Origin of the sequence: Vibrio hepatarius (assembly GCF_018860525.1) — a bacterium.
Taxonomy (GTDB): Bacteria; Pseudomonadota; Gammaproteobacteria; order Enterobacterales; family Vibrionaceae; genus Vibrio; species Vibrio hepatarius_B.
In genome coordinates, this window is record NZ_JAHKPM010000063.1 from 1 (window position 1) to 24,128 (window position 24,128).

The 24,128-nt window shown below is 43.8% G+C and carries 20 protein-coding genes; 12 read left to right on the plus strand and 8 right to left on the minus strand.

Going from position 1 to position 24,128, the window contains the following annotated elements:
• Nucleotides 1-149: 149 nt before the first annotated feature.
• Both KO511_RS18240 and KO511_RS18245 read right to left on the minus strand, forming a co-directional pair.
• Entirely contained in the window at nucleotides 150-4,559 is a 4,410-nt protein-coding gene (locus tag KO511_RS18240; RefSeq protein ID WP_215988830.1) for a PAAR-like domain-containing protein, read from the minus strand.
• 54 nt (nucleotides 4,560-4,613) lie between these two features.
• Nucleotides 4,614-5,069: a hypothetical protein gene (locus tag KO511_RS18245; RefSeq protein ID WP_215988831.1), complete on the minus strand. Its 456-nt coding sequence runs from the start codon at nucleotides 5,067-5,069 to the stop codon at nucleotides 4,614-4,616.
• Nucleotides 5,070-5,743: 674 nt separating this feature from the next.
• On the opposite strand from KO511_RS18245, the gene fliD reads away from it, so the two are divergent.
• From fliD to KO511_RS18290, 10 genes are all read left to right on the plus strand, one after another.
• The gene (fliD, locus tag KO511_RS18250) at nucleotides 5,744-7,081 is read left to right on the plus strand and encodes a flagellar filament capping protein FliD (protein ID WP_215988832.1); all 1,338 of its coding nucleotides are present in this window, start codon (nucleotides 5,744-5,746) and stop codon (nucleotides 7,079-7,081) included.
• A 20-nt stretch (nucleotides 7,082-7,101) separates the two neighbouring features.
• On the plus strand, nucleotides 7,102-7,488 hold the full coding sequence (fliS, locus tag KO511_RS18255; RefSeq protein ID WP_215988833.1) for a flagellar export chaperone FliS: 387 nt from the start codon (nucleotides 7,102-7,104) through the stop codon (nucleotides 7,486-7,488).
• Nucleotides 7,472-7,786, plus strand: a complete 315-nt coding sequence (locus KO511_RS18260; protein ID WP_171362290.1) for a LafD — start codon at nucleotides 7,472-7,474, stop codon at nucleotides 7,784-7,786. The genes fliS and KO511_RS18260 overlap by 17 nt, the downstream gene beginning before the upstream one ends.
• Before the next feature lie 2 nt (nucleotides 7,787-7,788).
• On the plus strand, nucleotides 7,789-8,760 hold the full coding sequence (locus tag KO511_RS22350) for a flagellar hook-length control protein FliK (RefSeq protein ID WP_252724446.1): 972 nt from the start codon (nucleotides 7,789-7,791) through the stop codon (nucleotides 8,758-8,760).
• A 14-nt stretch (nucleotides 8,761-8,774) separates the two neighbouring features.
• Complete coding sequence (locus KO511_RS18270) at nucleotides 8,775-9,272, plus strand: flagellar basal body-associated FliL family protein (protein ID WP_215988834.1); 498 nt, start codon at nucleotides 8,775-8,777, stop codon at nucleotides 9,270-9,272.
• 11 nt (nucleotides 9,273-9,283) lie between these two features.
• Complete coding sequence (locus KO511_RS18275) at nucleotides 9,284-10,012, plus strand: FliA/WhiG family RNA polymerase sigma factor (protein ID WP_215988835.1); 729 nt, start codon at nucleotides 9,284-9,286, stop codon at nucleotides 10,010-10,012.
• Nucleotides 10,013-10,021: 9 nt separating this feature from the next.
• The gene (motA, locus tag KO511_RS18280) at nucleotides 10,022-10,876 is read left to right on the plus strand and encodes a flagellar motor stator protein MotA (RefSeq protein ID WP_215988836.1); all 855 of its coding nucleotides are present in this window, start codon (nucleotides 10,022-10,024) and stop codon (nucleotides 10,874-10,876) included.
• 2 nt (nucleotides 10,877-10,878) lie between these two features.
• Nucleotides 10,879-11,871, plus strand: a complete 993-nt coding sequence (locus KO511_RS18285; protein WP_215988837.1) for a flagellar motor protein MotB — start codon at nucleotides 10,879-10,881, stop codon at nucleotides 11,869-11,871.
• Nucleotides 11,872-11,921: 50 nt separating this feature from the next.
• Complete coding sequence (locus KO511_RS22355; protein WP_252724448.1) at nucleotides 11,922-12,209, plus strand: hypothetical protein; 288 nt, start codon at nucleotides 11,922-11,924, stop codon at nucleotides 12,207-12,209.
• 157 nt (nucleotides 12,210-12,366) lie between these two features.
• Nucleotides 12,367-13,320 carry a catalase gene (locus KO511_RS18290; RefSeq protein ID WP_215988838.1) on the plus strand — a complete coding sequence of 318 codons (954 nt, stop codon included), beginning with the start codon at nucleotides 12,367-12,369 and terminating at the stop codon, nucleotides 13,318-13,320.
• A 90-nt stretch (nucleotides 13,321-13,410) separates the two neighbouring features.
• Here KO511_RS18290 and KO511_RS18295 read toward each other — a convergent pair whose 3' ends face one another.
• Nucleotides 13,411-17,001, minus strand: coding sequence for a hypothetical protein (locus KO511_RS18295; RefSeq protein ID WP_215988839.1), 3,591 nt, complete (start codon nucleotides 16,999-17,001; stop codon nucleotides 13,411-13,413).
• A 506-nt stretch (nucleotides 17,002-17,507) separates the two neighbouring features.
• Between KO511_RS18295 and KO511_RS18300 the strand changes: the two genes are divergently transcribed.
• The gene (locus KO511_RS18300; protein WP_215988840.1) at nucleotides 17,508-18,041 is read left to right on the plus strand and encodes an Ail/Lom family outer membrane beta-barrel protein; all 534 of its coding nucleotides are present in this window, start codon (nucleotides 17,508-17,510) and stop codon (nucleotides 18,039-18,041) included.
• 145 nt (nucleotides 18,042-18,186) lie between these two features.
• Here KO511_RS18300 and KO511_RS18305 read toward each other — a convergent pair whose 3' ends face one another.
• The gene (locus KO511_RS18305) at nucleotides 18,187-19,056 is read right to left on the minus strand and encodes a substrate-binding periplasmic protein (protein ID WP_215988841.1); all 870 of its coding nucleotides are present in this window, start codon (nucleotides 19,054-19,056) and stop codon (nucleotides 18,187-18,189) included.
• 179 nt (nucleotides 19,057-19,235) lie between these two features.
• Here KO511_RS18305 and KO511_RS18310 point away from each other — a divergent pair, with 179 nt between their 5' ends.
• Nucleotides 19,236-20,237 (plus strand): metal-dependent hydrolase, encoded by a 1,002-nt coding sequence (locus KO511_RS18310; RefSeq protein ID WP_215988842.1) that lies wholly within the window; start codon nucleotides 19,236-19,238, stop codon nucleotides 20,235-20,237.
• Here KO511_RS18310 and KO511_RS18315 read toward each other — a convergent pair.
• From KO511_RS18315 to KO511_RS18330, 4 genes are read right to left on the minus strand one after another with little or no spacing between them, the layout of a single operon-like run.
• A complete protein-coding gene (locus tag KO511_RS18315; protein ID WP_215988843.1) occupies nucleotides 20,234-21,280 on the minus strand; it encodes a flagellin in 1,047 nt (348 codons plus the stop codon). The genes KO511_RS18310 and KO511_RS18315 overlap by 4 nt on opposite strands.
• A 10-nt stretch (nucleotides 21,281-21,290) precedes the next feature.
• Nucleotides 21,291-22,187, minus strand: coding sequence for a flagellar hook-associated protein FlgL (flgL, locus tag KO511_RS18320; protein ID WP_215988844.1), 897 nt, complete (start codon nucleotides 22,185-22,187; stop codon nucleotides 21,291-21,293).
• 15 nt (nucleotides 22,188-22,202) lie between these two features.
• Nucleotides 22,203-23,576: a flagellar hook-associated protein FlgK gene (gene flgK, locus KO511_RS18325; protein ID WP_215988845.1), complete on the minus strand. Its 1,374-nt coding sequence runs from the start codon at nucleotides 23,574-23,576 to the stop codon at nucleotides 22,203-22,205.
• Complete coding sequence (locus KO511_RS18330) at nucleotides 23,577-24,122, minus strand: rod-binding protein (RefSeq protein ID WP_215988846.1); 546 nt, start codon at nucleotides 24,120-24,122, stop codon at nucleotides 23,577-23,579.
• Nucleotides 24,123-24,128: the final 6 nt, after the last annotated feature.

The window sequence follows — 24,128 nt, forward strand, 5'->3', positions numbered from 1 at the left end:
AGCACCTTATCATCCACTGACACGACAGGGTCAAACGGATCCTCCATGGGAATAACGGTTACCTCAGAGCGAAACGCCTGCCACCATTTAGAAAAAGGCTGGGCTTTGGTGGTAAATAGTCCGATAAAACGGCGCTGCATAATTAATCCTTAATATTTGTCGTTAGGGCGCTCATCAAGCATGCCTATCATATGGCCATCAATACTGCCCGATGAGGTTAACATACGCTTAGGTACAACCAAGGCTGGTTCAGGCTCATAGCACCATTTTAGTGTTGGCAAACTTGGGCTTATACCTAATCCTACTGGAAACTTAGCCACAACTGTTAAATGCAGTCCATCTTCTTTTAATTGGTGTTGCTCGGGGTTATTCAACGCCGCAAGCAACGCCTGCTTAAAGGTTGTTGTCATGGCTTCATTGGCCACCACAGTTGATGTACCTGAGCGCGAGATAAAGGTATTACACATGGTGCCATGCAATTGAGAAATGCCCATTTTAAACTCAGGTAAGATAAAACGGAAAGTACAAAGCTGCTCTGCACTTAATATCCCTTGCGAAGATGTATCTCTGTCAACCTTCAGTTGTGGCCAATAGAAGTAGTTAATAAACTCTTGTGATTCAACACGAAAAGCTGCATCAAAAAAGTTTTTCAACTCTCTCAACTCATTTCGCAAATAAGTAAAACGGCCGTCGATAGTACTTATCTTTTTTGAGCTTGAAAACTCCCAAAATGAATAATACTTACTTTTACCCCAAAAGCAGCTAAATAGCAGGTTCTCAAAGTCTGATTTCTGAAAACGGGAAATGGTATACCCACTCCAAAATAAACCCGCCATAGCCACAGCAAAGCAAGCCCACCCAATTGGACCTGAGGCTAGCGTGCCTAACATTAATAGGCTTGCTGCCGCGCCAATTAAGTGGCCATCTCGCAACCCATTATTACCGCTTCGATTGGCGGTAAAGGCGTCAGCAAAATATACCGCCGCCACCCCTATATTCGCTACAGCGACTAACCCCCTAATAGGCACCTTGGCCAGTTGGGTGTCCATATGCTGGCTGTACGCCATAATATTTGCCAATCTTAGCTTGCTGGCAAGTTTGCTACTTAAGTTGGGAAGATACTTCTGCACCGCTTGGGCACCGAGTCCTCGATTAAACATCGAAGCGGTAGCATTGGCGGATTTGGCTCCATATTGAGTTAGAGCAGCACTATCGGCCGCCAACGCCATTAATGTTGATCCCATTTTACCAAGATCATACAGGGTATCTTTATCATTAATTGGGTCAAGCTCTGCATACTCTTGTTGCGATGCTAAATCATACATTGCTAAAACGTTATAGTAAAAAGACCAAGCCGCGAACCCAACATCAACCACACCTCCAGTGATATGTAAGGATGTTTTTACTTTACTTTTTTCAAAAAAACCTTTTACTTCTTTGGGGCTAGATGGCGTTATTTCTAACTCTAGCAATTGAAAAATACGTTGCTCTTTAGCATCGGCTTTGACTTCCGACCAATCAAGCAAGCGCTCATGCCAATTGGTTTTCGTCTTTTGCCACAATGCCGCAGCCTTACCCGTGTTAGCCTGTTTTTCCAGTAACGCTTCAATATCATCCAGTGACACCGGAACTCTTTTACCATTGATCTTGACCCCTAACATCGCATCGAAGATATCAGGTAATGTTGTCCTATAAAAATTCTCAAGTCCTGCATTTGCCGCGATATTGGCCCATTTACCAGCATGCTGACCTACGTAGGAAAAGGCAACAGGAATACGCGCTAAAAAGTTACCAAGGGAAATAAGAACATATTTGGAGACATCGGTTGACAGCTCACGCCAGTCACTGCCTTGGCACTGAGTGAAAATCATCTTGGCACCTTTAAACATAATCCCAAGAACGTTGTCTGTAGGCGTCAGCTCAGCAGTTGCAAACGCTTGACCAACCCAATCATCCATGGTCTCCATGCCTTCTTCACTGGCGGTCACACCGTCAAAAAGCGTACCGAGCAAAAAGAACAGCTTAGCGAGTTCCTCTATCGGCTTAACGATACCCTCTTGGCGAAGATCAAAATAATTGTGCAGATAAAAAGGTAGCGAGCCTAGCTCATTTTTTGCCCCCTCTCCAGCGACATAATAATGCATTATATCGAGCCACTGCTGGATCTCTTTTGCCGTATCCTCTTTTTGAGTCTTACTCTGATTTATAAAGTCGGTGAGCGCTTGAGTATCAAGGTTTTCTTGCGCCGCTGCGCTGACTTCAGGCACTTCACTGTCCATACAAGCTTTGGCATAAGTGCCTATTGTCAATGGATAGAGATTGTTTTGTTGATAAGCTTGCCCCTCAGCGACCGTCATACGGAGCTTATTGGCAATGTCTAACTGGCGGCCAACAGGGTCAAATAGCACCACTAAAGTGCCGTCTTTTTTCTCGCTGTGGCTTTTTTGCATGGTTTCAACTAACTCATCCGCCACAAGATGGTAGCTTCTTTGAGTGGTCACAATATCCATGCCGATATCGGTCGGCTTTTGCGCTTCTTTATCCGCTAGCCACTTCTCATCATGGCTGCGGTAGTCTTCCACCAAACTACTTAACGTGCCTTGAGTGGCGGTATCGCTAAAGTCATCGCTGGCGGTCATATCCACTTGCTGCATGGCTTTAGTGCGCCATTCAAGGTCGCTGTTCATTTTATCTATGATGTCAGCGGCCCATTCGTGCTCTGAGTAGGCAATCGAGATTTTTTTGGTGCCATTGGTAACAAACGCAAATGGGTAAAAGGTCGCACCGGATGAGGTATCAAGCGTTAGGCCATCTTGAGCGTTTTCTTCATTGGTGAAATAGTACTTCTCAAATTTTTCAATTACACCCGTGGCGGTTTCAGTTTGTGCGTAGCGGAAGATATGGATCTGCTCGTTATCAGCTTTGCCTTCTTCCTCTTTGATGTAAATCCAGCCTTCACGCAGCAGACGCAAAATATAGCCGCCGGTTTCATTAAGGCCAGACGCGCTGGCCATTTCTGGCAACGTGGGCGGCGCTTGGGCGGGCATAATGGTGTCAAAGAAGTTGGCATAGCCGTAACGTACAGGGTAAATCGGCAATACATCGGCTATTTTACCCGGTACTTCGTTCATAAAGGGCTCAACCAAATCCACCGTTTGCGTGGTGTTGACTACGGTTTCAATGGTGCCCGCTTCAGCAGAATAGACGTTATCAGCGGCTTTAATCACCTTAACGTTGGCGGTATTGCTCATTAGCGTAGACGCCCTAAGCTGCATTTTGGCAAACACGCCTGCGATAAGCTCAGTTAAACCCTTGCCGTAAGCTTTAATGGTGTCGATGTGCTTTTTAAATAGATCATCGGATAAATAAGCGTATTTGAGTTTACTGGCTTGGTCGCGCAAAAACTCCAACCGGGATTGAAGCTTTTTCAGCAAACTGTCGAAGCTTTCATTAACGGCTTTTTTCGCCGCCGCCCAATCATAATTGTTAAGGTAAGATTGCGGGTTACCCTGACCACGGGCGCGAATATAAGCCAGCATGCGATCGGTGGTTTCATAAGGGGCAAGACGCAGTATGGCCGAGAGTATTTCACCTTCTTCCAGTATCATCGGCATACTATAGGCAAGCATGGCTTCTGTGGTGTGCGGCAAGGGCATATTTAGATTGCCAACTAAAGTGTCACAGGATTTTTCTAAGCTAAACTCCGTCGCGGGGTGCAAGTGCGAAAAGTGCAGACGCGTTTCCAGCTCGATAATATCTTGAAAATAGCGGTCGCTGGTAAGCTCATGGCCAATCGCGCCCCATGGTGCTAGGCCCGTTTCTACCCGTGTTGGTTGCCAAAAGCCTTGGTTACGTTTGCGCGCCTTATCGAAAAAGTCGTCGTCACTGATGTCTTCTATGCAATGCGGATTGGTGCGCCGAACTGGGGAGAGACAAAAAGCATCTTGACTCTCTTCCATCACCACTTTGATTTTACCTGGCTTTAAGCCAGAGACATAAGACTCACCAGTGCCGTCTAATACCCCTGCGCCAAGTGGCGTAATGCCTTCATCGGTTAATACATAAGGTGCATTAGTCAGCAGTTTCCCGTTCGGGTAGCGCGCTCGAATATCCACAGCTGAAGGCACATCTAAGGTTGGGTCAACCGTCACACTTGGGTTTTGCACCCCACCCAAACACATGGTGTTGGCTTTGTTCATCGTCATCTGGTCAGTCAGACGCGACACCCCTTTCCCTTCAATAATCACATTAGCCGAAGCAGAAATAAATTCCGCTTCATCTTCAATTGTCCCCGACGACGCCCCTTTTTGGTCACCATCAGCATCACCCGTACTGACCGCAAATTTACTGCCTTTGATGGCGATGCTGTTACCGCCATCGGCACTAACAGTCGTCGTACCATCGACTAAATCGGCCGATTTGGCGTTGTTACCATAGGAAATGCGCACCACCGCAGGGCCTACTGTGGTTAAACACACATCAGGTAAGGTGGCATTGGCTTCACCGCCTGAGCCTTTATGAACAATACTTAATCCGTTGGCATTGATAGTGACTGGCATGATGTTTTCTCGTTTTGGGGTTGATGGGGTTTTGCGCTATTGACTCAAAAAGGCTCAATTGAGGTCGATTTTTTTCCCTTGGATCTTATTGCTTCTTTCGGCTTGCGACGTAATATAATCTGCCTTAGTTGTCACTCGCCCGCTGCGGCCATCATAGTGAGTTGAGGTGTTTTTGCTCTTGAGCGTGACTTCCTTTGTGCCTTCCAAAATTAACGTTTCCGCCTTGATAATGAGCGACTTCTGCTCAAGAAAAGAGAAATAGACATCGGTTAAGATCGGTAAAGAGGGATCCGTATTCATAAATTCAATTTTACAAGCTAGTTGATTATCAATAGCAAGATTGATCTGCGCGCGAGTAAAAGCGCGGCCAATCGACGCCCATACGGGTTCTCCCGCTGGGTTACCTTCAAAATCAACGCTGACTTTATCATGGCTGGGGTGTACCTGTTTGATCTGCCCAATACGCGCATAAAGGTATGCTTCATCAGGGCCCAATACTGTGGCGCTCATTGCAATGATACTCATATGATAGCTATAGATGATGGCGAATTTACCACCGCTAGCACCGAATGAAAAGTGTTCAAATAACAGGTGAATACATCGATTTAACTAGCCTTTCCTGCGTTATGAAAGTCAGATTCACATCGCATATGTGTCATAGCCAGCAAATCAGCCTGATAAAAAGCATTTTTAGCGGGTGGAATTAATTCAAAATACAGTAACAGTTCACAATTTTTTTGATCTTGCTTCGAAAATTGACACAATTTTCTTGTTTGACGCCACCTTGCATATCGCACCCACTCGTTATTTTTATTGCCAGAGCCCTACCGATTTCTCAGCTCAAAAAATCGGTAGACCCTAGCCAAAACCGCCTTTCTATTTAATCAAACTCGTTGGAAGGTCGCCTCTGTCGATTATGGGAATCAAATATGACAATCCCATAGAAAAATAGAGTCAACCAAATGGATAAGGAAAAACCGATTTAAATGGGAAATGGCGGAATATCTCACTGGGAAAATCCACTTCCGCAACCAAGGATAAAACCCATTAAGTTACTGATAAACTTGACTTAAATATATGGCATTCGTCTTGCTAAATACTTAATTTAATTACGTTTTGTCAGCGAATACATCACGTCTTGTATGCCCCGTAAGGTCATGCGCAAATTACAAAGGAGTACTTTGATGAGTTCAATCGATCCAGCCACCATGGCGCAGCAACTGGCGACCTTTGATGTGCAATCGTTCAGGCAGCGTTACACCGCTCAAGCTTCTCAGTATCAATCAAAGCTTGATGCGCTTGGCAAAGTCGAATCGGCACTGCGAGATTTTCGTACCGCCGTCAACGACATGAACAATAGCAGCTCTGGAATAATCAAAAACAGCGCTAATGTATCAAGTGAAGGTATATTTACCGCTAATGCGGAGTCAAATGCACTGACCGGCAGCTATCAAATTTTTGTTGAACAAATCGCCACGTCACATCAAGTATCCGTTGGTATGCCAGACACCTTAGAGCCCACCACAGAAGTACCGTTAACAGGCACTCTCAAGTTTGAGATTGGCGATGAAGAGCTTGTGATTGACCTATCAACTTTAGACAGTGACGGCGATGGCAAAGCGACCATTGCTGACCTCTCCTCAGCGATTAATCACCATACAGATAACCCTGGTGTAAATGCCACTTTAGTGCGCTCTGGCGGTAACACTCACTTTATGCTTTCAAGTGAAGAAACCGGCAAAGACAACGCGGTCAAGGTCTCTGCCTCTGCTACGGGGCAAGCATGGTTTGACAATGCGTTTGCAAACCTCACTACCCTTAGCCAAGCCAAAGACGCCACCATTTGGATCGGTGAAAAGGGCTCTGGGCTTAAACTTGAAAATGCAAGCAATACCTTTAGCGATGCTATCGATGGTCTAGACATTACAGTAACCAAAGCACAAGAAAGCGGGGAATCTCCCCTCACACTCAGCGTTGAAGGTGACCAAGAGGGCACCAAAGAGCAAGTGACTGAGTTTATTGATGCGTACAACAGTTTAATGTCAACGCTTGATACTTACAGCAAAGTCGACCCAGAGACCAACACTCGCGCCGCGCTGGCCAGCGACCCTACCCTGCGCTCGATTGAAAGCCAAGTTAAATCTGCCGTGCGCGGTGAGTTTGCCGGCATGAGGCTTAGCCAGATCGGAATAGAAATTGGCCGCGATGGCAAGATGAAGCTCGGCTCAGAAAGATTTGAAAAAGCGCAAACCAATAATAGCGCAGCGTTGGAAGACATGTTTAACGGTGATGAAAACTTACTCGACTCTCTCGATGATCTGGTCGAGCCTTACCTGCAATTTTCTTCAGGACTATTTAAATCACGCAAAGATGCATTGAGAGAAAACGTCGATCGTATCGACGATAAGAAGGTTGCGCTGGAGCGTAAATTCGACATGTCCTACGACCGCTATCTCAAACAATTTGCCAAAATGAACACCATTATGCGCCAAATGAGCCAAACCCAATCGCTGTTTGGTTAACCACTATTAGGAGATGTTTTATGTTAATGGATTCCGGCTATAGCTCTTATCAACAGGTTGATCTCGACGCACAGGCCGCTGCGGCCAACCCCCATCAATTGGTGGTCATGCTAATAGACGGCCTGCTCAATGAAATTGAACGCGTGCGTGGGCACATTACTTCAGGTCGACTGGCCGAAAAAGGGACAGGCATCAATAAGTGCATGAATATTTTGGTTGGGCTCGATAGTGCCCTTGACAGCGATAATGGTGGAGAAATCGCACAAAGCCTCCACCAACTTTATGATTTTTGCCAAGTAGAGCTTTACCACGCTAGCGTCAACAACAGCCTAGATAAGCTGACTAACGTCGAACATGTAATGAATAACATACGTGCAGGGTGGATGAGTTTTGGTCAGCAAATATAAAGTCTCTCCTGAGCGATTTCGCCATCTTGCCAAGTTGATTCACATTGCAACCAAAACCCAAGATTGGCATTCGCTAAAACGGTATGACTTGCAGTTAAGGGAACTGCTAACCGTCCATAAGCCCTACCTTAAGGATGCCAATTTTGTAGCTGTGATTGCAGACGTCAAAGCCGAGCATAAGTTAGCCCTTGAGGCATTGGATAACGCCATTGGTGATATGGAAACGGGTATTAATGTGGTCAATGCTCAGCACGAAAGAGCCAAAGCCTATCAATTGGCCATGAATCTGGAGTCTTAAATATGCAAACATCACCACTCACCATCCCATCAAAGCTGCAACCATCACACCAGCAAACCTCAGCCGAGCAAGGATCCGTTCAAAAGGCCAGAACGACAGGCGATGCGCAGCCACCTAGTACAAGATTTTCGCTCGCACCGGCCAAGATCGCAAAGCAAGAGACTCATGCTGATCTGCAAGATGCCGCAATGGATTGGTCAAACGGGCCAGATACCCATCAAGTACTGGCACTGCCTTATGGGCAAGACTTGTCTAACCGCCACGAGGTAACAAATCTAAAAAGCGTTAACTTTGGGATCGAAGCCGAGTTTCGGTCATCGATGTCAGCAAAGGGGCAAACGCACTTAACGCTTTCGCAGCAGACCAACCCAGCCCATCTTCTGACCAATATCGCCGCGTCAAGCAAGGTAGCAACCGCAAGTTCAACGTCTATCGAAAGCACAGCACCAATAGCTATGACCGCGCTACAACATGGGTTAAGCGCCACGCCAATTCAGGCTCAAGCACAGCCAAGCAGTCACCTTGAGGCAAGCTCGCCTACCGTTCAGTGGGCAGCCATAAAAGTCGACACTAGCGCAGCCAAATGGGGCGAACAAATGATGCAAGTGCTGCATGACAGGGTGTCTGTTCAAGCGCAGCAAAATTTGCAGCAAGCACAAATACGCCTCGACCCGCCCGAACTTGGCAAGATGGATTTACTGGTGCGGGTCGAAGGCGACAGACTGAGTGTACAAATCCATGCCAATAGTTCAGCGACACGCGAAGCGTTGATGCAAGTCTCAGACAGACTTAGGGCCGAGCTGCAAAATCAAAACTTTTTACATGTTGATGTCAATGTCGGCTCTGGAGATACCCCACGAGGCCAATCGAATCGGCCCGATGAGCAACACGCCGTGATCTTCGACAGCAACGAACATCCAGACAATGAATTTTCACTTAGCCCATCAGAGCATTGGCTCAGTACTCACGCATAACTAGGAATAGCGCAATGACAAAACAACAAATGATCGCGGTATTTGCCGCCATGATCCTAACCAGTGCTCTGGTTTCCGCTGCCACCGTCTTTGGTGGTATCTGGTTAGCCAAACAATCTCATCAGCAAACGAACACCGATTCTTGGGTCGATGATTCCCTTTTTGGTTTTTTAGCAGAAGATCCGAACCAAGCGCACCAACCAAGCTTTCATCCACTAGAGAAAATTGTCTTGAGTGTCAAAGGTAAGCGTCAAACTCATTTCGTGATGCTTGAGGTGGCGGTAGAAACTCGTCGCCCTAAACGAATTGAAAATATCAATGACTATATGCCAGTCGTACGTAATGCGCTGCTCAAACTGTTTAGCGATAAAACCTATGATGATCTGCGCCAAGATGGTGCGATTGATCTGCTCCAAAATGAAATCAAGCAGACCGTCTTACTCGCATTTCAAAAAACCGACATCGTGCGTGATATCGATGACGTATTGCTGACCAAATATGTCGTGCAATAAGGAGCGCGACTATGTTGGATATGAACATTGAACAGGAATACGGTGTGCCAAGCCATAGCCTTGCACCGCAAAACGCTTTCGATGAAGCCGCGCTGCTAAAAAAACACAACGTATTGGTCAACCGGATCGTGAATCAACTCAGAGTGCATGTGAGCCCACAATGTAGCATTGATGACATGCAGCAGATTGGCCTTATCGGTTTGCTTGAAGCAGGGCGTCGCTATGGCAATGTCGACGATGATAACTTTCCCGCTTTTGCCGTTTGTCGTATTCGCGGCTCTATCTTAGATGAGTTGCGTCGTCTTGATTGGCGTTCGCGACAAACCCGACAGCAAGCTCATGAGCTAAACGATGTAACGCGAGATCTAATGCGCAAGCTAGGACGCCACCCCACGGACGCCGAGATTATCGAAGTACTCGGTACCGATAAAAATGACTTGCTGACGCGGCAAAATGCGTCGCTCGCCGGTGAAATGCAAAGCTTGGATCAGTTGCTTGAAAATGGGGTCGATACACAATCCAATGCCAGTTATGACGGTATGGCCCACGAGCATACTCGCCGCAGCCTTGAAGCAGCCCTAGAAAGGCTTCCTCAGCGAGATAAACTGCTGATGACCTTATTTTATCAACACGAACTCAATCTTAATGAAATCGCCTTGGTACTTGATTTGACACCGCCGCGAATTTGCCAGCTACATAAAAAAGCACTCAAACAACTCAACCACTATTTATCCTCCTAGGAGTCACACATGCAAAAGTTTTTTGGAGCCATCACCGTTTTACTCTGTGTCTTTGGCGGGTATATGTGGGCCGGTGGCCGGCTCGGCGCTATCTGGCAACCCGCTGAATTTTTAATCATCATCGGCGCAGCAGTTGGGTCCTTAATTATTGGTAACCCACCTCAAGTACTCAAAGAAATGCGTCGCCAAGTGAAAGCCACTATGTCAGCTCCCAAGGAAGAATATCAGTATTATATGGAGCTGATGGCCCTTCTCAATCACCTACTTGAAATTGGACGTAACCGAGGATTTAAGTTTCTCGACTCTCACATTGAAGCGCCGCACCACAGTTCAATTTTTCTTGCCTACCCCAAAGTGGGGGCAGATTATCGGCTGATTTCTTTTATTACCGACAACTTCCGCTTAATGGCAATGGGACAAATGTCGCCTCATGAACTAGAAGGCCTTCTAGAACAAGAAATTGAAGCCATCCAAACCGAAATGTTACTGCCATCGCGTTCTATGCATCGAACCGCTGAAGCCTTGCCAGGTTTTGGCATTCTGGCGGCTGTCGGTGGCATCATTATCACGATGCAAGCCATCGACGGTTCCATTGCACTGGTTGGCTACCACGTGGCCGCTGCACTGGTCGGCACCTTTATCGGGATTTTCGGCTGTTATTGCTGCCTTGATCCTTTAAGTAATGCGATGGCGCAGCGTGTAAGACGCAATATGACGGCGTTTGAATGTGTCAGAGCAACGTTAGTGGCTTATGCAGCGAAAAAACCAACGTTGCTGGCCATAGATGCTGGTCGTAAACATATTCAATTAGACATCAAGCCGACATTTAACCAAATGGAGAAGTGGCTCGCTGAGCAGGAGTAAACATGCAAAGACAGCAACAAGTTGTATTCAAGCGAAGCAAAACTCTAGAGCATGATGACTATCGTGGTGGCGCGTGGAAAGTCGCGTTTGCCGACTTTATGATCGCCCTTATGGCGTTATTTTTGGTCTTATGGGTAATGCAAATAGTCGACAAAGAAGATCGCCGAGCGATTATGGCCCATCTTCAAAGTGCCAGCGTGTTTGAGAAAAGTAATGGCAGCCCATTTGATACTCAAAAAAGTATTTCGCCTATTGACTTGGCCACTGACTCTTCGGTGCCAAGTCGCCATGACTCCAATCACATGGTCAGTTCATTCTTTCAAGGTGATGGTGATGGACCAGAAACAGATGCTCTTATTCCCGGCAAGTTTGACACTCAGGAGCGCTTGGCCGCACTCGCTAAAGTGATCGAAGACGTAGTTAAGCAAATCAACGCGCAGGGCAATGTTCACGTTTCAATTACCCCTCAAGGTTTGAGAATTGTTCTGCAAGATGACGAGCGTCAATTCATGTTTAGTCGAGGGGCATCGCAGTTAACGCCATTTTTTGAAGACTTGTTGTTGGCCCTAGCTCCTATTTTTAAACGGGTTGAAAACCCTGTAATTATCAGTGGGCATACAGATTCGACTCGATATATCGGGCATTTAGATCGTCGATCAAATTGGGATTTGTCTGCATCACGTGCCAATGTTGCCAGACATACTCTGGTTGCTGGTGGTATGCCAGACGCACGTGTATTGCAAGTGACCGGAATGTCCGATAGAGCATTGCTAAACGACTCAGACCCTGAATCGAGTGAAAACCGCCGTATTGAACTCTTTGTCCTGACCACGCCAGCGGCCAAGATTTTGGAAACCTTCTTTGCCGATAGGCCCAACAATCCTATTGATCATGCCAAGCAACGAGCGACACTAAATCAACCTGTGGTCCGTCACAATGTGATTGTCTCAAGCGAAGCGTCTGCTAAAGATACACCGCCTCTTCAACAACTTTAACTTCAACAGGCGCTCTAGTGGCGCCTGATAACTCAAGCGTAATTATCCACATGTCTCAATTTGTCCATCAGACCATAAAGAAAGATCCACTACGAAAAGCCTTTTTATGGCTTATCGTTATCGATTATGGATTGCTGTCTTTATTTCTCTTTCAGTTGTATGAGCTAACGCTAAACGGCGGCACTGCCATTAGCACCTTACTGCTTATCTATAATGTGCTGCTGAGTTTCCTATGTTTTCAGCGCACCAATAAGCGTGATTCCTATATTATATATCCCACCTTGTCGGCAACCTTGCTAGCCTTTGTTTGCTTCTTATATTTTTTCTTTCTCGTCTAAGTATTTACCATCACTTTTGGGCCTTATTTCATTTCAGGCTCTTCCTCATCCACTTAAAATTAATTATTAAATTATCACTATTTTGTATACACAGAGAATATTTTCTGTTACAAAATAAATTGTGCACAATTAAATTGCCCAAAATAGGAATGAGACTATGTTGAATAAAATTGCCTTAGCCACCAGCCTAGCTTTAGTCGCCACACCAAACTTGGCTCAAGAACAAAGAAGCCCAGCCCAGCACCTAGATACGTTTGAGAAACTGTTTGGTGTAACGGAAGGAAAGCGTAGAAACCACACCAAAGGCTTTTGCTTTGAAGGCGAATTTACACCTGTCGATAGCGCAGTAAGGGAACTATCAAACAGCCCTATATTTACTGAAACATCCAAGGTGTATGGTCGAGTATCGCATAAAGGAGGTAAAGCCAACCCAGCAGACAATACACCTGGACATTACGGCCTTGCCTTTAAAATCACCACCGCTGATAACAGCATTCATATGATGAGCATGAACACCGAGCATTTCTTTCCAACTTCAACAGTTGCAGACTTTATGGCGTTTCTTGAAGCTCAAGCAAAAGGTCCAGAAGCGACTAAAGCCTTCGTCACAAGCCATCCAGAAATTCAAGAGTATAAAAAATATCATGCCGCTCTAAGTGATGAACTGCACCCTTATGAAGGTGCAACATACAACAGCATTAACACCTTTTACCTAGTGAACAGCCAAGGCAAGAAAACACCTGTCCGTTGGTCATTTGTCCCTTCAGGTGAACATGACATAGTCAAAACGCCGCAAGCAGATTTCTTTTTAGAAAATATGCAAGCCAACCTTAAAAAAGGGGGGGTATCTTGGGATATGGTATTAACACTCGCCAATAAAGATGACGATATCTTAAATCCACATATTAAATGGAATGATGATAACAAACGCATGACGGTCGCAAGATTGACTGTAAAACAAGCGATCCCAGAAAGCGAAGGGTCTTGCGCGACGATGAATTTTGACCCACTAGCGATAAGCAAAGGCTTTGCTCCATCTGAAGATCCTATGCTAGCCGCGCGCTCAGCCGTCTACGCAGTAGGACTTGGAAGAAGACTTTCTGAACAATAGTGTCTTAGGTAAGAGAAGACTGGGAGGGCATGCCCTCCCTAAGTTCTTATTCACAACACCAGCTCACGCTCTCAACTATAAACCATCCATCTATAGATAAATGGTGCTGATATTATCCATAAAGCTCAACACATTAGAAAACTCTCGTTTCACTTTTTCAAATTCACGCCTTCCGCGAACATCGACAAATATTCTATTGATATCCGCACGTTGTCCTCCCGAAGAAAAATCATATTCAAAGGCAACGGGATAGCGACGTATAAACTGCCAATTTTCTGGAGATGAAGGATAATGACTCTTTAGATTATTATGTAATGCATCAAGCAGCGACAGTATGGTCGCCATGCTCTCAGTAGGAATAGATGAACGCTGCTCAAGTATTTGTGTATCTTCCCCATCCTTCAGGTGTTCAGCATAGGTGCGCTCTCCATCGGACAATGCAATCGAAGCACTATTTCTGTCGTTATAAGCATCTAAGTAATCCATCGAAAAGCACACTAAGTTTTCACTCATCATATCGGTTTGCCTGTCAAATAATCTCTCTCGGAAATCGCTTAGATTGGCATGAGTGCGTAAAAAGCGCTGAGCTTTGACCAAGGTCTGGTTACGCGTCATATCTCCTGATTTGATTTGCTCGTCAAACATCATGTTGCTCAGTTGGATTGGCTCTGTAGGGTTATCGTAAATCAGCATGTGTTTTAATGGCGGTTTCACATTCACTTTAGCGGCAATGTTGACTCCTTTTTTGGTAAAGTACCAAAGTGTCGGAGTTGGGCGACTTGCTGCAAAATCACCAAGTTTTTCGGCAACATCTAGCATTCCTTCGGACACATTAAGTGATTCTATTGCATCTCGGCGCGTGTATTGGGTCAGCGCTTCATTCCATTTAGCTATATTTCCTTTCCAAGGCGGCGCAACCAACCTGCCATCTCGGTAAAATTTCACATTATCGAAGCCACGATAAGCAAATGACGTGATTAATTCCTCATTAGTCACCGCCATACCATTGGAACCTCGAACACCACTCAACACCTTCTCAATATCGATGTCATCGAGAATAAAGCGAATTTTCGCACCTGATTTTTCGGCATTTATGATTCCATTTAATGAACCTCGTAAAAACAGCTTATTTGGTGCGTAGGGTCGAACATTGTTGGCAATAGAGTTATAGCCCTGATTCAATGCGTTAAAGCGTTTACTTTCTAGCACCTCTTTATAGATGTTAATTACTTTAAACCTGGCGTCCTTTTCACCCAATTCAAAATAGGATCGCCATAATAACTCATTATTTCTTCCTGCAGGGTTTATTGATTGATCAGCACTGTATCTCAAGGCCTTTTGAGCATCTTCAAATATGTTCTCTTTTAGTACCTGTCTAATAGACTTATGAGTTCTAAAAAATGAAAGATCAGAAAAGTTTTTCTTGAAAAAAGGAAGATTCCTACTGTGGGCTGCAATGATGGCATCATCCCATGCTGCTGCCCCCATAATATCAACCACCTCTTTATTAAAGTGATTGTTGAAGTGATCTATTATGGGGTTATAATTACCTACTTGAGGCCTAACCATTTGAATATTTTCTATATATTTAGCCCGAGAAGGCCCTAAGCCATATACGAAATCACCTGAAAAATCAAAGTCATCCTCCAAACGGCTACCAAGTCTACCTTCATAAGGTCCAGCGCTATTTTCAGATGCTAGCTTCATCTTTCTTAAATACGGTGTTTGCCAATCAGCAGGCGGCCGCAAGCGACTAAAGAAAGTGTCGCTAATCACCCCTGCTTTGACCAGCTTTCGGCTGATTTTAGTAAATACTTTTGTCATGAGAGATTTCAGTTTCTCAAGCGCAGGTCCAACAAGGTTACCGCCTGCTTCAACGACAATATCTATCACGGATTCGGCAATCGCACTGGATACCTTATCAGGGTTATCACCGATGGTACCTTTAATGATTTTTGGTACCACTGCCAAAGCAATCGTCGCAACCATACCTATCATTGCTCCAATCCAAAAGCCGGGGAAAATTATCCCCGCAATAATACTAATCAGGGGAACCAAAACCTTACCAATATCGATGATCACATCAAGCACAGCATTGGCCTTTTTCTCACTATTGCTAGTGGTTTGATAATCCATATCTAACTCGATTCGCTTAATGAGCATATCCTTTAAGCCAAGGCCAAGATTGGCAATAAAACGCTCATTTGAGCTGCGAAATGTCCCGCCAAGACGCTCAAAAAAATTGTCCGACCGGTTAATCAAGGGTGAATCGATAACAGATTGAAGGTAACGCTTTTCGTCATTTGTTAGGGTCAGCAGTCCCATAGATATTGCAAGTAGAGTAGTCTTTACTCCCCAGTGAATATTCGGGTAGATGGTTTTTCCGTTCCTAGTGTTTGTTGTGGCAAAATGCTTCTTGCCTTCAGCACTAATGGGCAACTCTGATTTTGGTTTATTCAAATCTGGGATGGCTGAAGCTGATAAACCTCGTTGAATCACTTTCTGGTAATCTTCATTACTCGAAATAAATTCAATGAATTGCCTTGTATCTTGCGGGATTTCAAATGTTTTTCCAGTGACCACATCAAACAATACGCCCAGCCATTCAGGGTGTTGCTTGTAGGTATAATCAAAATAGAAACAGTCCGTGACCATGAGATCCCAATCCCATTTCCCCCAAGTATCCCACATAATAAAAGCGTTCTTTTGACCAGAAAAGGTCTCGGCCAATATCTCGAATTCCTTTTGCAACCCTCGGGGCATAATCCCTACAGGTATTTGCTTTTTACAATGTTCCTGTCGAGCCAAAACGAGATCATTGACTTTACGTTGATATTCAAGTTTAAGTTCTTCACCCAAAATATCCGCCATCTTATCCAAGGCACTAGAATGCACAGCAGGCATATCAGCTTGTTCAAGGAGACGAAAAGTATGATTGGGCTTTGGTACTACATCACCTTCATATCTTTGCTTTAAAATATCACTGGTTGGAATTTTAACTTTCTCACGCAGGGGTACGCTCCAAGTGCTCAACCTATCATCTCTCTCAGATTTAGACGGAGTATTACCACGAGTCCTATAAGGCCACTGAAACGAGTAATAGTAGTACCTCAACCTTTCTACTACATGCTTACGATCTTCATCTGTTACCTGACCATCAACAAGGCGAACCATTTCTGAAAAGTGCATAAAATATAGGTAGTCATCGCCATTAGGGTTAGTAAAATATAAACTACCTGTATGAGGTTTAAACTTATCGTTCGCGGAATAAATAAGATTAGTTTCTCTACAATCAATACGTCGATTACTGATTATTTCACCATTTTGGTGTTCAATTCCCTCCGCACATAATAGACCAGCAAACGCTATCACTTCTTCGTTTAATTTAGCCGCTATCTGTGAGCCACTGTAGTGTCGGGTGGCGTCAAAAGCTGAACTAAGGCCAATTCCGTTTTGTTGGAGAGCCACATTTTGTTCGTTTTGAAACAGTGTCTGGTAAAAGCGAGGCATGAAGTTATTGAGCTTAAAACACTCAAATATATTTCGCGCTGAGTCCATCGCTCGCATTTTATCGCCAACTAGAAGCGTAACCATAGACGACCAATTATCTGCCTCTCCTCTAATTGCACGGGTTAAAGGATTCAAATTATTTTTTGGCATGAGCAATGGTGTAGAGGACATATTAATTCCTTATTCAGGTAAATTCCCTTAATAAAGTAAGACTAGAGAATCAATCCATAGTGAAAAATCTCTATTAAATAGGGAAATAAAAAAACAAATAATAAGAATTATTTTAATATGTATAAATTTAATATCCTGTGATAAACAAGCTTAATTATATTACTTTCCTACGACATCGATAACCTTTATATTTAATCTTTATTGTTAATATGATAAAAATAGGAGAGGGTTATCATTTAAAACATATTACATTAGAGCATATTTGCGATAAATAGAGATAAAATAAATAGAATATTCATCATATCCCATAACATAATTAACAAATTTTAAATAGATATGTCATTTTGATTATGAACAAATACATCCTGAAACATATATTAAATAAATATTACAATATTCCCGCCCTTAAGGCATTGGTATTGTAAATCAACTCTATTAATATCATTGTCAGTAGTTATTTAACTATTCATCCACATGATTGGATGTCAATTGATAAAGAGAAATGTATGAAGAAGTTCATTACTATTGCAACCCTACTTGGTGCAGCAACGTTTAATGCTCAGGCTGCAGAGCATACCGTTAGCCTTGGTTATGCACAAACAGACATCAAACACATTGATAACGCACTGCATGGACTGACGCTAAAATATCGTTATGAAAACAATGGCCCTATTGGCTTCATTGCTAGCTTAACAGGCACAGCAGATAGTGACTCTAGGTCTCGCGTAGACCCAGGACCAACCATTACCACTGTTTCAGAAACTACTCGCAGCTATGGCAGCTTCCATATCGGTCCAACATACCGAATCAATGACGTTGTCAGCGCTTATGCCACTATTGGATACGCTCGATTAGAAATAGAAAATAAGCAACTAGGCCGGACTACATCAAAAATTGAAGATGATAGTTTTGCAGCAGGTGGTGGCTTTGAGTTCAACCTTTCAAAAAGCGTTGCTATTAACACAGGCGTTGAATTAAGCGAACATCTCAGCGACGCTAGAGCACTAAGTTACTCAGTTTCTCTTGGCTATCGCTTCTAATTACCCAATGACTTGCTCAACTTAGTCGAGTTTGATCGGTAAAAAACAATCATCGACTAAGCGCTTGTGATTTATGAAAAATCCGGTAGCAGATCATTGATATCGGATTTATATTAGAAGAAAAAGTGAACGGTAAATATTATATTCATTCATAGCGGCTAATAATTTCATTTAGCTTACCCGAATCTGCCAGTTGCTTGAGACCTTTATTAATAATTTCTGCATAGCCCTTAGACGTATCCCGACTCGGAGATAACGCGATATAGAGTCCCTCACCAGGCAAGCAACCAGCATTTCTAAATTCCATATCACCCTGCACTTCATTATTTTTTTTATAATTACTTATGTTATAGGGAAAAACTCTCCAATCCTCTAGTATGGTATCAATTTTATTATTATCAAATTGTTCAACTCGTGTTTGTGTTATCTCCATACCAGAAATTTTAATGATATTTTCATCACCCTTATTATGATTTTTTACTATATAGCCATCGAATTTCTCACCATAAGAATAAGCGTTAACAACTGATATTTTTCTATCTTTTAATGTATCCAAACCAAAGTATTTCCATCGATCATCTTTTTTAACAAAAAAGCACATTTTTGACATTTGAATTGGCTCATCATGAAAGACAAAGTCTGGCGCATCACTGATGTATGCGCCAATCAAACCATCGTACTTGCCCCCACGAGTCGTTTTTATTGCACGGGCCCAATTTACCAACTGGTAATCAAGGGTATGCTCAGTGTTATCAAAAATACTTACAACGACGTCAACCAAAATACCTTTTTCATCTGCTAATGGGTCGCAAGTATACGGACACCACAAATCAGCGCTTAATGTCACATCATTGGCCTGTACCGAACCTATCAGCACAGCGAAAAACAAAATAAGACTCAAGACCTTTGGCTTCATTGCCATCCCCTCTACCATAGAAAAATGATACCTGGTAAGTTTAGTATACAAATCTAATGTAGGGCGCAGGCCAAAACTAGACGTTGTTGCTAAAGGCATGAATCACATGAAATAGTGATACCTGAGGTGATTATTAATACCTTGAAAATGTATCGAGTTTGAGAATACTGCATTAATGCTAAACGCTGCACTTAAAGTATTAAATAGTGGGCTAGCACTCACTTTAAATGCACGGCACAAGATAAGATATTGTATGTGTGACTAACAATAAATGAATTATGGATCCATTAACACAAGGTTTGCTGGGCGCAGCATTACCCCAATCAGTGAGTAAAAAACAACACTTAGTTGTTGCAGGAATACTGGGGCTACTCGCAGGAATGGCACCTGATTTAGACGTTCTGATTCGATCATCGCAGGACCCCTTGCTGTTTTTAGAGTTTCATCGTCAATTTACCCATTCACTGCTGTTTATTCCATTCGGAAGCCTGACTTGCGCTTTGGTTTTGCACCCATTATTCGCCAAAAAATGTGGGTTATCATTTAAACAAAGTTGGCTTTATTGCGCATTAGGTTATGGTACCCATGCGTTACTCGATTTTTGTACTTCTTATGGCACTCAACTGCTGTGGCCACTTACTAACGAACGCTACGCTTGGAATACAATCTCAATCATTGACCCTGCGTTTACTCTGCCTATTCTCGTCTTGCTCATATTCACCGTGCTAAAGCAAAATGCATGCTTTGCCCGCATCGCTTTTATTTGGGCTCTTATCTACCCAACCATTGGAATGTTTCAAAAAGACAGGGCTGAAGACATAGGCTGGCAACTAGCAAAAGAACGTCAGCATATTCCACTTCGATTGGAAGCCAAGCCTAGTTTCGCCAATATTTTGCTGTGGAAAGTAATTTATGAAACTGAAGATCGGTACTTTGTTGATGCTATCAGGATTGGGACAACAGAAAAAATTTATCCTGGCGAGTCTATCGCTAAATTAAACATTGCTAAGGACTTCCCTTGGCTTGCTATTGGTACTCAACAGCACAAAGATATTGAGCGATTTCGGCATTTTTCGCACGGTTTTATCGCACAAGATCCTGAAAATCCGTTGCGGATTATCGATGTACGTTACTCAATCATTCCTAACCAATTGAAAGCGCTCTGGAGCATTGGGCTATCACCCTCTGCAAAAGCAAATCAGCATGTCGAATTCACAACGCATAGAGATAACAGCCCTGTTTCAAGAGCAATTTTCTTGGATATGTTAATGGATTTTTAGTCTCTCAACAGTGCCACCACAGAGTGACGCTTAACATTAGCTTGCGCGCCAAGAGACATCAATACATTAGAAAAATCTCCACTTGATGAATCAAATGCCTTGAGCTTATCCTCTACCTGATTGACCGAAATCACTGTAGAGCTTTGGTGCAAAGCTTGCATTTGCCCATTGAGTTCAGCCTTAATGGAACTTGCCTGTTCCAGACCTTGACGTGCTTGCCATAGCAGCTTATTAACTTGAGCAATACTGCTTTTTAGACCTTCACGAGAACCTAGCTCAAAGCTAAGTTCTGCCACACCCTCAGGTTCAGCTTGCAAAGTCATTACATTGGATTGCCCTGCGGGAAAGCGATGGCCTTGACCTGTGACTCGAACCTGTTTTTGCATCTGCCCATAAGCTTTTTCAGATGCTACAAAAATAATAGCCCCTTGTTGAGAGAGAGAGGCCCTTAGTCCCAGTGGAATCAAACTACGATCCAGCATTTTAACCACTTTTTTCCCATCTGATCGGCCGTCAAACTCAACCATGACTGAGTGTCCCTGCGGGAAATCCAAGCGAATTTGTTCAGCTTTATCACCCAAGCGGTGAATATCGAGTCCTGGAATAGAAAAGCGACGTATGTCGGCTTGATTTAGTTTAAGCGCCAACTGATTATCAATCACCTTTTTACCATCAAATCGAGCCATCTCTATAGCCTGTTCGATGGTGCGTCTCGAACTCGATAACCCTTGCTGTAAAGACTGCGCCTGAGCATTACCCAACTGCATTGCACGGGTAAGACCTTGCTTAATTTTCGTCAGTTCAACGCCAATAGTTTGATATGAACGAGTAGCAATCTGCAACGAAGTTGCATTTTGTTGCCCTTGAGTCAATAACATTCCCGATACAGAAAATGAGGCCGGCGATTGGTTATGATGGGAGGCCACATTAGTACGGTTGGCATCACTGTGAGGGTGTGAAAAGCGAGGAGGAGAAATGGAGGTTCTGCCGTGCGTGGTTAAAGCGACATTCTGTGGGCGAACCTCTAGTGTACTCATTGCCATAGTAGAGTTCTCAAATACGATCAAAAAGATTCAAGCCATCAATTTTCACATAGCTGGCTTGAGTCGCCTGTAATGCCGTCATATATCTACTCAAACGCACCGATGCTTCACCATAATCGAGCATAGAAAGATCACCTTTTACCTTATCTACAAACAACTTGTTTTCACCATGAGCACTGTCCATTAGATCGAGATTATTATGACGGCCCCCCATTTGGGTCATAGCGGCTAGCACCTGACTTGACGTTGCTTCAATAGTACTTAATGCAGTCTCGACAGTACTGCGAAATGCCGCACTTGGTACCTTAAACTCAGTAATAATGGCATCAAGTTCATTCAAAACATGGCTACCACCAAGATCAAGAATTTCTGCTGCTGTCATATTCGCTTCCATCGTCACTCCTTTAGCAACCGTAACAACTCGCTTATCATTATTACCTTCAATCACATAATTTCCACCCACCGAAGATAGGGCGGGAGTATCTGTTTTCGTTCCAGAAAATAAGTAACGCCCCTCTTCATCTTGAGCATTAAAGGAAGAAACCACCGACGCACGAAGATTTTCCAATTCGGTGATCATGCCCGACCGTTCATTGTCAGTCAGTGTGCCATTAGCCCCCCAAAGTACTAACTCATTCATCCTTTTAAGGCTCTCATTAACCGAGTCTAAATGGACTTCTTGACTGTTAAGAGCCGTTTTAACATTAGCAATGTTACTTTTGTATTGATCAATAGCTGAGCCTTCGCGGTCAAGATTAAGTAACTTCACGGACGCCATCGGGTCATCCGATAACTTAGTCAAACGTTCACTGGTTGACATTTGCTGCATCACTTTACCTAAACCGGCATTATTAAGTTGCAGGCTTTGCAGCATCATGTGGCTAAATTGAGTATCACTGATTCGCATTTGAGTTCCCTGTAATTAGAATAATTGAAGGACTGAATCAAACAGCTGGTTGGCTGTGCTGATCACTTTCATATTCGCTTGATGGGCATTAGCAAATGTCATCAAGTTAGCCGCCTCCTCATCACTGTTGACAGCACTGACATTATCACGCGCAGCAATCGCTTGCTGATTCATTGCCAATTTAGCTTGATAGTCTGCATCCGCTTGTCGCGCTTGTATTGCCGTCTCACCCACAATAGCTGAAAAAGCATCATTGAGACTGACGGAACCAAACCCGCTGATCGCGACATTTTTGTTACTGATAGCAATCAGCTTATCCAATACATCTGCATTGCCAGGGTTACCATCAGCCGATAGAGCCAATTGCTCTGGTTTAAGGTCTGAAATCGTCAAGCTCGCGGCTGGGTTAGCGGCATCATAACTAAACAGTGCCTGCCCCCCATCCCCTTTAAGATCTGTACCCGTTACAAACAAGGCATTAAATTCATCGGCCAAAGCCTTAGCCATATCATCAATCGCACCAAGATAAGGCTTAAGTACATCGGTTTGATAATCGGTAAGTGCGCCAATTTTTCCACCCAGATCCCCTGCTGTAGCAAAACTCTGTACACCAAATTCCACCTGAACCAAAGCTAGGTAGGGATCACTTGGATCTGGGGTTGCCTTAAGTTTCGCTGCATCAGATCCCATCACCAAAGGCTGCCCTGAAGACAAGGTGACCTGAAGGCTACCATCAGCTTGGGACGTCGTTTTGACCGATACTACTTGAGATAACTCACCAATTAAATTGTCACGAGTATCAAGTAACTGGGCTGGGTTCCCACCCGTACCATTTATTTCAACAATCTGTTTATTGATATCTGCGATATTACTCATCAGGCTATTGGCGTGGACTATCCCAGCGCTACGCTGATCATTCATATCTTTGTGCTGGTGGGACAAAGACTCTGTTAGAGTGTTGAATCGACGGGCTAATGCTTCGGATTCATTGATTATTTGTTGACGATAAGGGATAGATTCGGGTTTCACAGTCGCATCATTTAAGGCCGAAAATAATGTATCTAACCCCGCAGAAAGGCTAAAGCCATCTGCGCCAAGTGTGTTTTCTAACTGACTCATATTCGTGCTATAACGTGCCGCATAAGCAGATTGACTTTGTGTTGCCCAGGTCTGTTTAATTAAAAAATTATCGGTCACACGTCGGATACTTGCCACTTCTACACCTGAACCAGCACTGAGGTTATCATGCTTTGCGCCGCCGACAGACGCCATTAACGCCTGTTGGCGACTATACCCCGGCGTATTGATATTTGAGACATTTTGTGCCGTCACATCTAATGCAACCCGATTGGTATTTAGGCCTGATAAGGCAATATTAACCAAATTCATTTACAGATCCCCTTTACGAATCAATGGTTGAGCAAACGCTGTCGTCGCGCCAATTTCACCCAAGACTTGTCTAACTGAGGCGACTGAATCTCTAAATGAATGAAGTGATTGTGGCGAATCAGAAACAGTTGTATGTGTAAGACGTGATATTTCTTCCAGCTCAGCTGTTTGGTCGTTAGCAGGCGGCTTTATTATAGTGGTTTTAAATTCAACATCAGTCATCGAAGAACTCAGCTGTTTAACTAACATATCAGCAATTCCCGCATGTTGCTTTTTGGCTATTTCGATCGCTAATTGACCATCATACATATCACGAAATACCCCTTGTTTTTGGCTTGAGAAAGGGCTGTCTTCATCAGCCAAAACATCACTACTGCTGCGCATCTGGCGAAGGACCATTTGTAAAAACATTGCCTCAAACTGTCCCGCAACCTTTTCTAGAGCTTGTGGTGAATGAGGGTTGTGCTTTATTTGATCAAGTGCACTATTGTCATGATAGAGGACTGAGCTCATCGATGGTTTCTGGTTTAATTCATCCGATTTCATAAAAAT